The organism is Spirosoma arboris, assembly GCF_009754945.1.
GTDB classification, from domain to species: domain Bacteria; phylum Bacteroidota; class Bacteroidia; order Cytophagales; family Spirosomataceae; genus Spirosoma; species Spirosoma arboris.
Window position 1 is genome coordinate 386678 of the sequence record NZ_WPIN01000004.1, and the last position, 16429, is coordinate 403106.

The following is a 16429-nucleotide window of genomic DNA, read 5'->3' on the forward strand; positions in this document are numbered from 1 at the left end:
CATGATCAAATCGGCTTTAGCTAAACCAATTACTGTGATCGTCGCGCTGGCGGGTGTTGTGTTATTTGCGGTCCTGGCGCTACTCCAGATTCCGGTAGATATTTTTCCCCGACTGAACCTGCCCACGATTTACATTGCCCAGCCTTATGGTGGGATGACACCCGCTCAGATGGAAGGCTTCATTGCTACTCGCTATCAAAACCAGCTGCTTTACGTATCGGGTATCAAGGGGGTCGAGGTGAAAAATATTCAGGGTCTCTGTCTGGTCAAATGTACATTCTACGAAGATGCGAATATGGCGCAGGTATCCGGCGAAGTGGCCAACCAGGTTAGTCGTGTGATGAACTACTTGCCACCCGGAACCGTACCACCTACCGTTGTGCGGTTTGACGCATCGAGCCTGCCCGTGGGGCAGCTCGTCTTCAGTAGTCGTCGGGCATCGTTGGGGGAAATGCAGGATTTAGCCTCTACACGCATTAGACCTTTATTTTCACAGATCCCAGGCGCGTCAGCCCCGCCCCCGTTTGGGGGGAATGAACGTACCGTCGTCGTGAAAGTTGATCCAGAACGGATGCGTAGTTATGAACTGACGCCCGATGAAATTGTGCAGGCGGTAGTAAAAAACAACCAGATTTCGCCCGCTGGGAGTGTTCAGATCGGTGATTATACGGTTATGACGCCCAGCAATACAGTACTGGACAAAGTGAATGAGTTCATGGATATACCCCTCCGTAAGGGTGTGGGTCCAACCGTGTTTCTGCGGGATGTGGCTACAGTAGAAGACGCCACCGACATAACAGTTGGTTACGCCCTTGTCAATGGAAAACGATCGGTTTACATTCCCGTGACCAAAAGTGCGGATGCCTCGACCATGAGTGTTGTAAACGCACTGAAGGCCAAACTGCCCGAAATGAAGGCGTTATTGCCCGACTATGTACAGCTTTCGTACGAATTTGACCAGTCTAAATACGTTACACAAGCTGTGCATAGTTTGGCCGTCGAAGGCGGCTTGGGTGCAATTCTGACGGGCTTGATGGTACTGCTGTTTTTGGGCGACTGGCGTAGCTCGCTGATTGTAATTCTGACTATTCCGATTTCGATTCTGAGTGCTATTTTATTACTGAATCTGACTGGTCAGACCATTAATATTATGACACTTTCGGGTCTGGCACTGGCCATTGGCATTCTGGTCGACCAAGCCACTGTGGTAATTGAAAACATTCACCAGCATCTGGAAATGGGAAAGCCCAAAGCGCGTGCCATTCTGGATGCCTGTCTGGAAATGTCGTTTCCACTGTTGCTGATTACACTCTGTATTCTAGCCGTATTTGCTCCCGCTTTTCTTATGAGTGGCGTGCCACGCGGGATGTTTCTGCCACTCTCGCTCTCGGTCGGCTTTTCGATTATGGCGTCTTATGTATTATCGCAGGTGTTTGTACCCGTGGTGGCCAACTGGTGGCTGAAGAACCATCATCTGGCAAGTCCTCATAATCTGAGTATTTTACCTGATTTAGCGGATAAACCTGAGACCCGACAAGAGCAGTACGAAGAAAAACATCCCGAAAAAGTGACTGGTTTCGAGCGTTTTAAACTAGGGTACCTAAATCTGTTAGATAAATTAATGGTGCGGAGGGGGCTGGTTATTGGGATATATATAATCCTGTGTACTGTGTTGATCGGGATTGGCTTTACTCAGATTGGCCAGGACATGATGCCCCGGCAGAATCACGCCCACCAGTTTCAGGTGCGCATTGTAGGGCCACAAGGTCTACGTATCGAACGTACGGAAGAGTTGACCAAGCAGGTTATCCGGCAAATCGGCGATCTGGTTGGCAAGAAGAACATCGCAATATCTTCGGCTTTTGTAGGAATGACGCCCTCTAGTTATGGTACCAGTGCCTTGTATGTATTCAATTCTGGTCCACACGAAGCTGTTCTGCAAGTAACACTTTCTGATGACTACACAGTTGAATCATTGGATTTCCTGAAGGAGCAAATTCGCCGACGAGTTCGCCAGAAGATGCCCGGTGTCCAGCTATCATTCGAGCCTATCGATCTGACGGATAAGATTATGAGCCAGGGTGCTCAAACACCCATCGAAATCCTGGTAGGTGGCAAAGATCTGACCGAAGGACAACGCTACGCCAATCGACTGTTGACTCGCCTGCGTGAGATTTCCTACCTGCGCGACCTACGAATTAACCAACCCCTTAGCTACCCGACGATAACGATTCAGGTTGATCGCGAACGGGCCGCCCAGTTGGGCCTGAGCACCGACGAAATTTCGAAGTCGTTGGTAGCTGCTACGTCATCGAGCCGGTTTACGGCCAAAAACCTATGGCTCGATCAAAGTAAAGGGTTTGCCTATCAGGTGCAGATTCAACTGGAACAGGATCAGATGAAATCGGTAGCTGATATTCAGGCAATCCCCCTGGTTAAAGGCCAGTTACGACCAACGCTGGGCGACGTAGCGACCATCAAATCGACGACTGTGCCAGGCCAATATGACCGCATCGGTCCCCGGCGAATTATTACCGTATCGGCCAATATCAATCACAACGATTTAGGTACGGCAACGCGCGATGTGCAGTCAGCAATTAAAGCCGCAGGTGACCCGCCTAAAGGGTCGGTAGTGGAGTTGCGAGGGTTGGCTCAACTGCTTCAGGAAACCCTGAGTAGTCTGCAAGTTGGTCTTGGACTGGCGATTGTAGTGATTTTCCTGCTACTGGCTGCCAATTATCAATCGTTTAAAGTGGCGAGTGTTGTTCTGGTAAGTATTCCTGCGGTACTGGCTGGTTCACTCACTTTATTGTTGGCGACGGGGCAAACGCTGAATCTACAATCCTACATGGGCATCATCATGTCGGTGGGCGTATCTGTAGCGAATGCACTGCTATTGGTCACTAATGCAGAAACGCTGCGGCTACGCTATCGGGACGCCAGGGCTGCTGCCCGTGTAGCGGGTGCTGCCCGGTTAAGGCCTATTTTGATGACGGCTCTGGCTATGATTGCTGGTATGATTCCAATGGCCAGCGGCCTGGGTGAGTCGGGCGAACAAACAGCTCCACTAGGTCGGGCCGTTATTGGAGGGCTGTTCTTCTCGACTATAGCTGCTTTATTGATCCTCCCCGTTGTGTTTGCCGCCGTTCAACGGAAGACAGACTTTGACTCTCCATCCCTTGACCCGGATGATCCCACAAGTACCGTCTATGATGGCACGCCATTGGCCGTTTCCGAAGTGTCTGAAGCAAGCCTTATCTACTAATTAGCCATTAAAATTATGAATGCATATTCGTTTAATAAATGTAGTATAAGTCTGGTTGTCTTGATCAGTACCGGCTTTTTATTGAGTCAGTGCGGTAATTCGTCGGCCGAAAAGAGTCATATGGACGAAACCCCGGTTGAGGAAGAAATCCACTATGAAACCGTCAAGGTTACTGCTTCACGGCCTACTTCTGAGCTAAACCTACCGGGTGAATTGGAAAGTTATTATGAAACCGACCTGTATCCACGGGTTAGCAGTTACGTCAAAGCGTTACACGTCGATATTGGTGATCAGGTAAAAAAAGGACAAGTATTGGCCGAACTGGAAGCCCCGGAGCTAACGGCTAATTTGACAGAAGCCTACTCGAAGGTGAAAGCGGCCGAAGCCGTTTATGGCGCCAGCAAAGGAACCTTTCTGCGAGTCCTGCGTACCAGTCGCACGCTGGGTGCCATCTCTCCCGTTGACCTGGATGTTTCCCGTACTAAAGCCGTCTCCGATAGTTTAGCCGTAGTAGCTGCCAACGCCCATTATAACTCCGTTGAACAACTGGTCAGTTACCTGAAAATAACAGCTCCCTTCACAGGTGTCATTACTGATCGGAGACTATCGCCCGGTGCATTTGTAGGGCCGGGTGGACAGAATGGTGTGCCCATGCTAAAGATCAAACAGCTGGATAGGCTTCGATTGCGACTTGCCGTGCCGGAAGCTTATTTAGGGGATATTCGCCGGGGAAATCCAGTCCAATTTTCAGTGCGTAGCTTTCCAAATCAAACATTCACTGGTCACATCAATCGGATCGCCAATAATGTACGACCCGAAACTCGCTCTGAGCTCATCGAAATTGATTTTCAAAATAAGTATGGAAAGCTAAAGCCTGGTATGTTTGCTTCGGCAAGATTGCCCGTTAATTCCTCCGTTCAGGGTAGTTTATACGTGCCTAAATCGGCAGTGATCAGTACGTTAGATCGCACTTATGTGTTGAAACTCATAGCGGGTAAAGTGGTTAAGATAACGGTGCAAAAAGGGGATGATTCGGGTGGGCAGACGCAGATTTTTGGTGACTTGAAGCCAGGCGATATTGTCATTAGGTCGGCCAGTGAAGATCTTGCTGATGGGGCAACTGTGAAGGCACAAATGATCAATTAATGAGTTGGCCATGGAAATTCGTAGGTGTTGGTTCCCTAATCCTTGATTTACGTTAGTTTAATGTTCTGTTTATTTGGTATTGTTTGCGCCGGTCGAATGATAAACCTAGTAAAGAACTGGTTAGTCAAATTGTCGTTTACATTAGGATAGTAAGAAGAGTCGCTCCCAGGCAGGACTAGCGCCCAGGTGGGTTAATAAGGCGAGCCCTATCCCCGATTCGCCCTCTAAAAGTCCCAGATTAGGATGGTACAAATCGGCTCCATTGATGCGGGAGTGGGCCAGAAAAATGTCCTTTTCGTAAGTGGGTGCTGCTCGGCTCAAGGTATCGTCTAGCCAATACTGAGAGGCTTCTTCCAAAGCCGGAGCCTGATAGCGAGTGGCATATCGGGAATATAGATAGGAAGCCCCTGCTGAGCCGTGACAAAATCCTGCGTCTGAAATGGATGTATCTTTTCGGCTTCGACGCGAGGGTGTTTTCAGAAGCGTATAGTCTGCAATCTGTTTCCAGTGGTCATTTCGTAGGGTTTCTCCCGCCATTCCGAACGCATTGGCAATACCTAAATCGCCATAACACCACCCCAAACGACTGAATTCATCCCTTGGCTCGTCGAGGACGCGACTTGGAAATACCGCAATGTTCTGCTTATTGCGGCAACTCCACATCCAGTTCAATGTGCCTTCAATTAATCGGGCGCATGTCGACTGGGCGTAGCCCCGGTTATACAGCAGGCAAAGAATGGCAACAATACTCGCCGTTCCGTGCGATAGACCAATGTTGTAATCGATTAGATCGCCGGGTTTGCGTTGCCCAAAATTCGTGAACACCCAGGTTGTACCGCCGTTGTCTTTTTTGACTGCTATTGCCTCTAATTGAGCGACTAATTTCGTGAGATAAGCATCTATTTCGGGCGTGGGCCGACGTTCCAGAAAGTACAAACAGGCACCTAAACCTCCGTGCAGGTAATCGAAGTCACCGACACTCAGATTATCCATTGATAGCATGAATAAGGGTTCATCGAGCGCGGCAATAATCTCCTGAGGATCGTCTTCACTATCGTCTAGAAATCCATTATTGGCTAAGTGCAAGAGGCTCCAGGCAATACCCGTAATACCACTTCCGAACGTATGGACAACCTTACCGGAGCTAATCGCGTCGATACTGGCACCCAGACGATCCCACACCCGACTGGTATCGTTAATCCCGAAATGGCGGTGGTAGTAACTTTCAAACAGGGCGAATCCCGCCTGGCCGTCCAGCAACGAAACCGATTCATCAACGGGTTGCTCGGCTACGTGTTTGTAAATTCTGTGCAACAGGGTTTCAACACTGGTTTGCTGGTCAATTATAAGGTCGTTGTTCATCGTAGTATGTTAGTTGAATCTACTGCGTCAGCTCTGTCGTTACCTTGCGGAATTTGCGGAAGGTGTAGTCGGCCAGTGTTCGATCGGCAAAGACGATATTACCCTGGCCCTGCATACCTATGCGAACTTTATTGGCAAGGCGCTGATAATCGGTCAATTGAATCTGAATGGTAAACATGCCTTTTTCATCGGGGGTGAGCGATACCTGGCTGATCGTACCCTGTACAGTTCCCCATTCGTACACTGGATAAGCATCTAGTTTCAGTACCACCGCCTGCCCGGTTTTAACCTGACCAATGCGCGACGAATTCACCTGAGTAGATGCGTAAAAAGGAGCCTGTTTATAAATCATCTTGAGGACCGTTGCGCCTGGTGCAGCTTCTTTTTCCCCATTAAAGACAAACGATACCGTGCCCGTCCGCTCGGCTTTCAAAATCAGGTGATTGTCTGATGTTACCGCAAACGCGCCAAATCGCCCCTGAATACGTTTCCGAATGGCCTCCAGCGAACTACGAAGAAGAGCACCCTCTGCCTGAAAATCGGTACCTGTTTTGGTTGATTTTTGACTTATACTGCTAATTTCCAGCCTGTTTGACTTAATCTGCTGCCGCAGTGCGCGTTCGTCCTGCCGGAAATTCTGCGCGGCTGTCTGATAGGCATATTGGGCTCTTAACTGGGCCGCTTCAAACCCGTTTAAATCATTGCGACTGATGTCGCCGTCGCGGTAAAATCCCTGATTGACCTTGAATAATCGCTGTGCTTCCTGTTGCTCGTACTGCAATTTAACCGACTCCGATGTCCACTTCGTTTGCAATACGTCGAGCTGCATTTCTTTCAGCCGGATGTCTTCCTGAAGTTGTACGCTGCTCAGTGCAAGCATTTGGCGTTCGTTGCCCGTCGATGCCGTCTTGAATTGCTGGTATTGAGCTAGTTTGGTGCCGGCTATCGAAAATTCATCGACCAGCGCAGCTACGTCAGGAGCGCTTACTTCCAGCAATGGTGTTCCGGCTTCTACGTGCTGCCCCACTTTAACAAACGTTTGCTCAACGTACATGGTCGAAGGGAATCGATACATCGCTTCTGCTACTTCCGATTTCACCACAAAAGGCACCTGAATCATATCCGGAAACCGGATCGTCAATCCCATTCCCGCACCGATTATAACCAGTACAACCGACCACCATGCCAGTCGACTCAGCACACGCTGACGTACATCGGCCAGGGGAGCATCATCAACGTGGTATAAGTCTTCGTACTGCTTTTCGTCCAACTCAGCTAACAGCGCATTCATAGGTATAAGACGTATGATATAGGATGTATGATGTATTATACATCACCTAGTAGTCAATGTAGGTTTTGATGAAGTCGTAGTAAATGCCTTGTTTATCAATCAATTCTGCGTGATTTCCCTGTTCGGCAATGGTGCCGCTGTCGAAGACCAGAATCCGGTCAACGTTTTTGAGCGTATGCAGTCGATGGGCGATCGAGATGATTGTCTTGCCTTTAAACTGCTCGTACACATTGTCTAATATTCGACGCTCGGTTTCTACGTCCAGCGCACTACTGGCTTCGTCCAGAATAATAATGTCGGGTTGATCGGCGACAAACAACCGGGCAAAACCGATTTTTAACACCTGCCCTCCAGACAGATTACTACCGAAACTACCGATCATGTGGTTGTAACCCATGTGATTCGATTTGACAAACTGGTGCAAATCGGCCAGTTGAGCCGCTTCAACAATGCGTTCTGTCGATGCCGCCAGATTGGCGCAACGGATGTTTTCTTTGATTGTATCGTTGAAAACATAAGTATCCTGCGGAAACAGGTGAACATGCTTACGTAGCACTTTCGGATGAATGTCGCGCAGTTCGGTATCTCCGCAAATTATCTGGCCTTCATACTGCGGATAGAGGTTCATGAGCAGTTTGACAAAGGTCGATTTACCCGTGCCGTTGCGTCCCACAATACCGATACGTTCGCCCGGTCGAATCTCGCAGTTCAGGTTCTTCAGAACGTATTTTGAATCCTTCTGATGGTAGCGAAAGGAAACATTATTGAAGCGAATAGGCCCATTCGAAAAATGGGACGTTTGCTGTTGCACATCGGCCTTTTCCGGCTCTTCCAGAAAAATCTCGTTCACTTTATCGAAGCTCACACTGAGCTGGGTCACCATCATCCAGAGCATGCTGACACTGTTGACCGAATTCATCAGGATCATGAAAATGGCCGTGAACGCCATGTATTGTCCGATGCTTAACTGGCCCGTAAAAATCTGGTACGCACCTACCCAATAGACGGCAATCTGGCTGAAGATAAAAATAAGTCGCTGCATCGAATTGATCAGAATCTGCTTCTCCTCATCGGCCATCACAGAGTTGATCGACTCCCGGTGGAGTTGCTTCCAGCGAACCTGTTTGTACCGCTCGATGGATAGCAATTTGACCGTTTTTATGCCCAGCAGTGTATCCATAAAACCACCTAAGGAGGCCTGATTTTTATGGTATACTTTCGCCCGAAGGTTCTTAACAATCGGGATAAAATAGATTGTTGTCAGGCCGTAGGCCATGAAACAGCACAATGCAATGGTGCCTAACTGTACATTGAAATTGAACAGGATCGGGAAGTAAATCAGCATGAACACAACGTCCAGAAACTGCTGAATAATAATCGGATTAGTTAGTTGGCGAATGCTAATTCCTTCCTGAAACCGCGACATAAATTCTTCCCGCTTGCGGTTGTCATAGTAGGTTTGTTTCAACGAAATCAATCGCTCGAAAAACTTGCCCATGAATTCGGTCTCGAACCGAAAGCGGTAATGCATCATCAGCATAGAGCGGGAGTAAGTCAACACGACCTGAACTACAAAAACCAGCAACAGCCCCGCCAGAATGCCCACCAGCAACTTGCGATTCTGGTTGATCAGCACGTTGTCGAGCATGGTTTGCGTGAACAGCGGCAACACCAGGCCAACCAGTTCCAGTACCAGCGAAAACAGAAAAACTTCGAACAGCGACCGTTTGCCCTCTTTTAGAATAGGCAGGTACAGCTGCCGGAAGATGGACGCTTTTTGCTTCTGTTGTTGCTGGGCGGCTTCCTGTAAGTCAGTGCCTTGGTAGAATTTTTCGGTTGGTTTTACTTCCAGCACAATGCCACCCCACTTGTTCTCAAATTCTTCTCGGGTGTAACGGGTTTTGCCAAAAGCCGGATCGGATACGCGCACGTAGGCATCGGTAGACTCATAGACAACCACAAAATGCTGGCCTTCGTAATGGGCGATGCACGGCAACTGAATCTGTTGCAGATACGGATAATCCAGTTCGTAGCCTTCGGTCTTAAAACCGAAACTTTCGGCCACTTCCATCAAATCGTATAGACTACTGCCTTCGGTCGTTATTTCGCTCAGTTTCGTCAGCAATTGCCGCACATCCTGAGAACCATAATGCTTAAAAATCATGGCCAGGCAGGTCGGGCCGCAATCCATGCTTCCTCCCTGCTCGATATGCGGAAACCGGTCGATCAACGCATAAGGACTCACCTTACCACCTAACACCGTCTTGAATACGTTTTTCATCGTTGTGGGTTTAGCAGACGAGAGCTTCCGGCATTGATTTTCTGCGAGCCAATACGGTCCGGCCATATTCAGTCCGATACTGTTTGTGCAGGTGATAGTAAATGGAATATTCCACGAACCGCTGCCGCCCCATAAAGAGTCGGTTGGTGGTCATATGGATCAGGCTGGCCAGCAGCGAACGTAGTGGAATTGCCAGTTCTCCCCGTTCGTCCAGCTTCATAATCAGGCTGACAAATGGACGTAATGCTGCCTGCCGTTGCTGATTCAGTTCGTATAAAAATGCGTAATCATCATTGGTTTCAGCGAGGAGTTCGTTGATGGCCGATTCAATTTCCTTGTAGCGGGTATCGAGTTGCTTTTTCAGGCTTGTATTGTAGCCAAACTCCCGCCCAAAGTTGGCCGCCTGAAGTTCAGCGAAGTCTAGCCTGGCTTTCAAATCGAAGCCAAAATCGGTCAGTAGTGTATCGGTCAGTTTCATTCCGAATCGCCACCGGCACTCTTCGCCTTCGGCTCCTTCAATCAGGTTCAGAAATTGCATAATCGCCTGACTATCTACGTGAAAGTAGTTTTCAACGGCGTCGATTGAGTTGGCGCCATAGCGCTCCAGTTCCCGATTATAGGTGTCATTCACCACGGAGGTAACGCTCTTGTTTTCCAGAAATGGCAGCAGACTATCGTGTATTTCCTGGACAACATCACTCAGAAAAGATGAATGTCTCAGATGGAAACGAATGCGGATATGTCCTTCGGGATCACCGTAACGAATAAAGAAAAATTTATCGATCCAACCTTGTCTGTCAAAACGTTGTGCCATCGGATACAGGACATTCGTCAGTAGACTATCAGCGGTTTTGATGCCTGTATAAATCTTGTAATAAAGCCAGTCTGAGCCCGTGAGAAACTTGCGTGTAACCTGCAATCGGGGTCGTTCAGTAGCCAGCCGGAGTTGCGGATGAATCGCTTCCGACTCGTTTTTGAATGCCACGACAAACTGATTGGTATGCCAGTTTCCGTCCGATTGCACAACGGCATTATCGGCCCGATACAGGAATTCCTTAACCGTGAACGTGGACTTGGATTTAATTTCGTTGACAAACATTTCAGACAGCCACTGATTTTCCAGATCGACGTATAACTCGTTGTCATAATCGACCAGGCAAATGTGACGCGGAATGCCATATTGCGCCCGCCAGCGCTCAATTTCACTACGTAGTGCAGGCCATTCGTTTTGTTTTAAGGCTGCAATCAGCGGTTTCACATGCTGTGCCTGACAGTTCCAGTGAGCCTCGGACAGAATTATCGTATCGAGCACAATGCGTGGCACAAAAACAAACATCGACGTTGCGCCATGCAGCCCTACCCCCATGAACGGGCGAATGGATTGCTCCTGCAACGCGCACAGAAAGTGGTAAATATCCAGCGAGTCGAGATGCGAATAATTGTGGGCGTTGGCCAGCCTGGGTACAATGATTTTATTAAGTGATTGCGACCGTAACACAATCTGATCGTTCCGTACGCAAATCATCAAATCTGTTACCGGAAGCTGATGATCACGATCAACAGAGGCTTTGCCCAGATACGGAATCTGATAGGTTTTTAATTGCGGCCGGATGATGATATTGCCGGTGCGCGCTTCGGGTAAATGAACAATATCGGCGAAAATGACATCGGGCCAGACCTGATCTTCAGCCTCGCTAATTTGATGCAGTAAATTCAGCACGGTTGGATCAGTATGCCCAAAACGACCTAACAACATGGCTCCCGTCGCTCCACTGACACTATTCAGTACAAATGCTTCCCGACCGTTTTCGCGGATTACCGAAAAAAGAGCAGCATTGGTTGGGGGCAGATTAGTATGTCCCGACGGTAGGGGCAAGGCCGCTAATTCGTCTTCGGCGATGGTAATCTGATACGCCCGATTGAGTTGCGCTTCGGCTACTTTTTGGAACAGATACGCTTGCTCTGGCTCGATTGTCCAGCTACGTTTGGCCTCTGTCGTTTTTCCAGCGGTAATGCCTTCTACCAGCGGAGACGTATCAAGCGGATCGCCACCACCCGGAAAACCGATCCCCATTTCAGGGTCCAGCGCAATGACCAGAGGAATCTCTTCATCCTCATATTTGTCGACAAAACGCCGTCGAAAATCAGCCAACGCTCCGTCTCGTTGAGGGGTCAGTTTGAGGAGCGTTGGAATCCTGGCAATCAATTTATTGATGAGTCCCCGGTTTAACTGGCCGGAGAGCGTAGGAAGGTAGGTATCAATCTGAAACAGCACTTTCCGGTCGAACGGCGTGGCTAGTTGACCCAGCGTCTGCTCTACCTGACTCAGTGCTTCAATCGAGGGCTGTTGCTCCTGCGTTTCGATAGTTTTCAGATCAACATAAACCTTCTGCAACAAAGCCACGATATGCAGCAGCTCGGCAGAAGGGTGTTGGCGACCAATCGTTTCCAGAAAGGTCAGAATTTGCACTAAAAAATCAGCTCCTGTCAGCGATGGTTCCAGCTCACTAACCAGTAACTGGGCATCAATGACCGATTCTACAAAATCGTGGGCATCTTCCAAACTAATCTCGTCGGATACCAGCTCACGGGCCAGGTCATTTATGGAAACGCCCGACTGAGCTTTTTGAAATAAACAGGCCAGATAATCACTCTTTTCGGCACTGCTAAGGTGGTGCATGCGCTGGCCACTCTCGTCGTAGCGATAGACAACGTAGCGATATTGATTCGCTACTTCGTACAGACTGGAATTCGGAAAAAAGTGCAGATGTGGTTTCACATCGGGGTGTTTTTCCAAATCCTGAGCCAGGGCACAGAGGTAGTTCATATCGAGTCGAACCACTCGTTTTAATCTACCGGTATCAGCTATACGTATATTCGTTGGTGTTGTCTCAATGGGCACCGTAGCGAAACCGCCGAATAGTCCAAAGGGGGTACAGCGCGTAGCGTATCGGGATAAGTATTTAAGGAGGGGATAGATAATCCGACGCGTTTTTTCGTCGGGCTGACGACCGAAATCGAGGTGAATGGCTTCTTCGTACAACGCTGGAGACGCTACATAAAGTGCTTCCAGAAAGGCCGGGTGTTGAAGTTGCTGGCTCAGTTTAGACCAGTCGAGCTCGTCGATGGCGGCAAAACCGGCAACTGGAATCCGGACAAAAGCCGTTTCGAACGTAGTCGTTTTCATAAAGAGTTGTAGTGATCGGTATTGAGAAGGGCTGGAAAAAATGAAGGAGTTTTAACTGAATAAAACTCCTTCATTTTCTAGCGGAACACGTTATCCTGTACCCACGGGCTTTAGCCCGTATATGGACTATAACAATAACACGGGCTAAAGCTCGTGGGTACAAGCTACAATTAGAGACTGCAAATAGCAGTGCTGCAGTTTGAGCGTGAGTTACACTTTGCACCACCAACTACGTTTTGCGCCTGTGCTTTTGATAAAGAAACGATGGTGTCGGTTTTCAGGGTGATTTTCGAAACTTGCTTTTTCATGATTTTAATTTGATTACTTGTTGTTTGATTTGTTGCTTACTCTAGTAGGTTTTCAGCGTCTCCTGTGGCGTTTTCGTTTTGCCGATACAAACTTGGCAGATTGGCGAGCGCTAATGAAATGAGAGCTTATAACTGGTAGGATTTTATTGGTAACTGACAGAATTTTGCCGACAAATAGTATTGAATCTGAATTGACCGAAATGACTGATCATATACGCCAGCAGGCCCTCACACTTTGGGAGTATCATCACCTGAATCATTCACTGACCAAAGCAGATGCCATTTTAGTACTTTGTAGTCATGACCTGCGGGTAGCCCAACGAGGGGCGGAGCTATTTTTAGAAGGCTGGGCACCCTTACTTATATTCTCGGGCGGATTGGGAGTTATTACCCGGCACATGTGGTCGGAACCCGAAGCGGAGTTATTTGCACGAATTGCGCTGGATATGGGCGTACCAGCCCAGCAGATCCTGATTGAAAACCAATCCAGTAATACAGGTGAAAATGTGCTGTTTACCAAACAGTTGCTGGAACAACATCAGCTGGAGATAGAGCGGTTTATCGTGGTTCAAAAACCCTATATGGAACGTCGGAGCTTTGCCACTTTCAAAAAAGTGTGGCCTGGAAAAGACGTACTTGTTACCTCACCCCAGGATTCGTTTGACACGTATTTAAGTCAATATACGAACCCCGCACTGACTCCCGATGATGTGATTAGTATCATGGTGGGAGACCTGCAACGAATACAACTTTATCCCGAGAAGGGTTTTCAGATACCTCAACCTATCCCGACTGAGGTATGGGCGGCCTATGAAGCATTGATTCAGGCAGGCTATGATCGCCATTTGGCTACCAGCTAGTTGAGGGCTACTGTAAACTTACATTCCAGCTTGCCCGTGCTTCACTTGGGTGTAATCCGCAACAGGGCATCCGGTGTATTGGTCAGCACGTATAAAGCGCCATCTGGCCCAATCTTTAAATCGCGTATGCGACCATATCCTTTCAGTAAAATCTCCTGTTCAATAACCTGATCGCGGTCAATAACCAGTCGTCGGATTTCTTCAAACTTGAGAGCGCCAACAAGCAGGTTATTTTTCCACTTTGCAAACTGAGGGCTGGTTACAAATTCAATAGGGCATACGGCAATAGATGGAGTCCAATAGGTAATGGGCTGCTCCATGCCTTCTTTCTGCGTTTCCTTAGAGATAATGCTCCCATTATAGTCAATGCCGTAGGTGATAACTGGCCATCCATAGTTGGCTCCCTTCTTCAGAATATTCAATTCATCGCCCCCTTGTGGGCCATGTTCACTCGCATACAGTACGCCCGTTACCGGATGCTGCGCCAGCCCCTCCACGTTTCGGTTACCCCAGCTGTAGATAGCCTGTAAATCATTTTCTTTTCCATAAAGAGGATTATCTTTCGGAATCGATCCATCGCTATTGATGCGATAAACTTTGCCGGAAGGTCTTGACAGAATTTGTGAATCCTGGGCGCGATTCATATCCCCAATCGTAAAATAGAGAAACCCTTGTTTATCAAACAGTAGGCGGCATCCCCACCGCGTGCCACCGCTTACTTGCAGGGAGTCATTTACCTGAAATAACGTTTGCTCGTCAATCCATTGATGATTCTGAACTTTACCCCGGACAATCTTGGTCATGCCGGGCATCGTTTTGTCGGTGCTGTTTTTTGAATTATGACTAAAAGCCAGGTAAATCCAGCCGTTTTTTGAATAAGCAGGGTCCAGTGCCAAATCCATCATTCCCCCAACCATATCATAGGCATACGTTTTGGGCAGGCCGGTTATGGGTCGGGTATCAAGTTTCCCGTTCACCATCCAGTAAAGATCCCCAAACTTCCCCGTGATTAGCGCATGATTCGCATCGACAAACTCAATCCCCCAGGGTCCTTTAATTCCCTCTGTAATGAGCTTTTCTATCTTGAGGGAGTAGAGTTTCGTGGTTATATCGAGTGGTAACTCAATCTTACTGACGATCTCTGGCGAAGTCTGGGCCTTGAGAATAAAGTCAGTAACGTCCTCGATCTGCTTTGCCGAAAGGACACCCTCCCACTTGATCATCTCGGTAGAGGGAATTCCGTTTCGTATTGTTTTCAGGATTGAATTTCGGTCTCCACCATGTTTCCAGTCTTTTTTTAGTAGAGCCGGTGCCACACTGCCTTGTAATTGTGCACCATGACAGCCGGCACAGTACGTCTTATAGACGATCTCACCAGTTTGAGCGGACGAATAAATAGGTAGGTTCAGTAAAATGCCAACACTTACAAGTAGTATTCGATACATGGAGGATGTCATTAAGACCTCATTCATACCAGTCTTTTTTAGTTGAAGATTAGAGGATAGTAAGTCAACTACTGCGAGTGGCAATTCGTTTTCGTACGCCAACCCTGACTATACAAATAAGAAGATCTTATTATAATTTTCTCTTATGAGAGGGTATATACCGATGCATAAGCTCACTATATAGATAGGTAGGTTAGTTAGGGTTACAACCCCTGATTTATCTACCTTGAAGATTAGGTTGGTTAAAGAAGCTTGACCCTGTCAAGCTTCTTTTTTAGTATAACCAGAGCAAATCCATAGCTTACGCTTACGCAATTCCTAACGTCTGTTAAGCCGTCAAAGCAACCATTTGCTGACTAAAAGCAGTTAGCCAGCGTGTTTTGGACATCTGATTAAACAGCGTAATACCGACTACAGCGCAGGTAATACCGGCCAATACGTCCAACACATAATGGTGACTTGTGTAGACGGCTGAAAACCAAATACCTACCATCACAATGGCAAAGAATAAATTGACCAGACCCATTTTGTTTTTTAGGCCGTAGTACAGAACAATCACCGGATAAGACGAGTGCAGCGAAGGCATGGCGGCAAACACATTCGAGCTTTTAGTGTAAATAGAGTGGAAGAGCGAGATACCAAAATACTGGTCAAAATTGGCCAAACCAGCGGTATTGCCCGGTGTTTGCGGATGAAACGTAAAGCCATAGGCCTGTATATACCAGGGCGGAGCCGCCGGATAAACATAGTAGATCACAAAACCCAGCAGATTGACCAGCACAAATGTCAGCGCCAGGGGATAGAACGCAGGCCTGTTTTTGATAAAAAGATACGTAGCGAATAAGAGCGGGATAGGAATCCAGCTAACATAAAACAACCCGGTCAATACGTTTAGTAGCGTAGTTCGATGAGCCAGCCAGTATTCATTAGGCGTCAGAATCGACGAGCCGTACGAAATGCCGAAAAGCTTCTTTTCCAGTCGATATAGTGATTCTATGTGTACATCATTGTATCGATAATTCGGAAACGCTTTCATGTAATCGAACACGATCCAGTACACAATGAAAATCGAAAAGCCGATCAGAAACTTACGGCTTTGGTCGGAGGCAAAATACAATCCATTCACTAAGCCAATCAACACCAACTGGTCCGACTTGAAGCCAATCAGCATAAAGGATAGCAGCAGATAGGTCAGTGAGATCAGGCTTAGTGTTAGAATCTGTTTATAAAGAGATGGGCTGGCAATTGATGAATTTGTGATCATTTTAGTAGTAAACAAGTACG

Annotated in this window: 10 protein-coding genes; 3 read left to right on the forward strand and 7 right to left on the reverse strand. The window is 47.8% G+C overall.

The features are described 5' to 3' along the window. Nucleotide 1: 1 nt before the first annotated feature. Nucleotides 2-3265 (forward strand): efflux RND transporter permease subunit, encoded by a 3264-nt coding sequence (locus GO755_RS12710; RefSeq protein ID WP_157585263.1) that lies wholly within the window; start codon nucleotides 2-4, stop codon nucleotides 3263-3265. A gap of 15 nt (nucleotides 3266-3280) precedes the next feature. Further along, nucleotides 3281-4411, forward strand: coding sequence for an efflux RND transporter periplasmic adaptor subunit (locus GO755_RS12715; RefSeq protein ID WP_157585265.1), 1131 nt, complete (start codon nucleotides 3281-3283; stop codon nucleotides 4409-4411). A gap of 141 nt (nucleotides 4412-4552) precedes the next feature. Here the strand turns inward: GO755_RS12715 and GO755_RS12720 are convergent, their stop codons facing one another. The 5 genes from GO755_RS12720 to GO755_RS12740 form a co-directional block, all read right to left on the reverse strand. Continuing rightward, complete coding sequence (locus GO755_RS12720) at nucleotides 4553-5773, reverse strand: lanthionine synthetase C family protein (protein ID WP_157585267.1); 1221 nt, start codon at nucleotides 5771-5773, stop codon at nucleotides 4553-4555. Between the two features lie 19 nt (nucleotides 5774-5792). Then, nucleotides 5793-7064: an HlyD family secretion protein gene (locus GO755_RS12725; protein WP_157585268.1), complete on the reverse strand. Its 1272-nt coding sequence runs from the start codon at nucleotides 7062-7064 to the stop codon at nucleotides 5793-5795. Between the two features lie 46 nt (nucleotides 7065-7110). Continuing rightward, nucleotides 7111-9345 (reverse strand): peptidase domain-containing ABC transporter, encoded by a 2235-nt coding sequence (locus tag GO755_RS12730; protein WP_198174823.1) that lies wholly within the window; start codon nucleotides 9343-9345, stop codon nucleotides 7111-7113. Nucleotides 9346-9355: 10 nt separating this feature from the next. Continuing rightward, nucleotides 9356-12532 (reverse strand): lantibiotic dehydratase, encoded by a 3177-nt coding sequence (locus tag GO755_RS12735; protein WP_157585272.1) that lies wholly within the window; start codon nucleotides 12530-12532, stop codon nucleotides 9356-9358. Nucleotides 12533-12702: 170 nt separating this feature from the next. Beyond that, a complete protein-coding gene (locus tag GO755_RS12740; RefSeq protein WP_157585274.1) occupies nucleotides 12703-12840 on the reverse strand; it encodes a class I lanthipeptide in 138 nt (45 codons plus the stop codon). A 200-nt stretch (nucleotides 12841-13040) separates the two neighbouring features. On the opposite strand from GO755_RS12740, the gene GO755_RS12745 reads away from it, so the two are divergent. Next, nucleotides 13041-13700: a YdcF family protein gene (locus tag GO755_RS12745; protein WP_157585276.1), complete on the forward strand. Its 660-nt coding sequence runs from the start codon at nucleotides 13041-13043 to the stop codon at nucleotides 13698-13700. 41 nt (nucleotides 13701-13741) lie between these two features. Here GO755_RS12745 and GO755_RS12750 read toward each other — a convergent pair whose 3' ends face one another. Both GO755_RS12750 and GO755_RS12755 read right to left on the reverse strand, forming a co-directional pair. Continuing rightward, nucleotides 13742-15145, reverse strand: a complete 1404-nt coding sequence (locus GO755_RS12750) for a PQQ-dependent sugar dehydrogenase (protein WP_157585278.1) — start codon at nucleotides 15143-15145, stop codon at nucleotides 13742-13744. A 328-nt stretch (nucleotides 15146-15473) separates the two neighbouring features. After that, nucleotides 15474-16409 (reverse strand): phosphatase PAP2 family protein, encoded by a 936-nt coding sequence (locus GO755_RS12755; RefSeq protein ID WP_157585280.1) that lies wholly within the window; start codon nucleotides 16407-16409, stop codon nucleotides 15474-15476. Nucleotides 16410-16429: the final 20 nt, after the last annotated feature.

Coding starts and splice junctions, on each gene's coding strand:
- GO755_RS12715 (WP_157585265.1), top strand. CDS start 3,281: ATGAATGCATATTCGTTTAATAAATGTAGTATAAGTCTGGTTGTCTTG.
- GO755_RS12735 (WP_157585272.1), bottom strand. CDS start 12,532: ATGAAAACGACTACGTTCGAAACGGCTTTTGTCCGGATTCCAGTTGCC.
- GO755_RS12710 (WP_157585263.1), top strand. CDS start 2: ATGATCAAATCGGCTTTAGCTAAACCAATTACTGTGATCGTCGCGCTG.
- GO755_RS12755 (WP_157585280.1), bottom strand. CDS start 16,409: ATGATCACAAATTCATCAATTGCCAGCCCATCTCTTTATAAACAGATT.
- GO755_RS12745 (WP_157585276.1), top strand. CDS start 13,041: ATGACTGATCATATACGCCAGCAGGCCCTCACACTTTGGGAGTATCAT.
- GO755_RS12730 (WP_198174823.1), bottom strand. CDS start 9,345: ATGAAAAACGTATTCAAGACGGTGTTAGGTGGTAAGGTGAGTCCTTAT.
- GO755_RS12720 (WP_157585267.1), bottom strand. CDS start 5,773: ATGAACAACGACCTTATAATTGACCAGCAAACCAGTGTTGAAACCCTG.
- GO755_RS12750 (WP_157585278.1), bottom strand. CDS start 15,145: ATGTATCGAATACTACTTGTAAGTGTTGGCATTTTACTGAACCTACCT.
- GO755_RS12740 (WP_157585274.1), bottom strand. CDS start 12,840: ATGAAAAAGCAAGTTTCGAAAATCACCCTGAAAACCGACACCATCGTT.
- GO755_RS12725 (WP_157585268.1), bottom strand. CDS start 7,064: ATGAATGCGCTGTTAGCTGAGTTGGACGAAAAGCAGTACGAAGACTTA.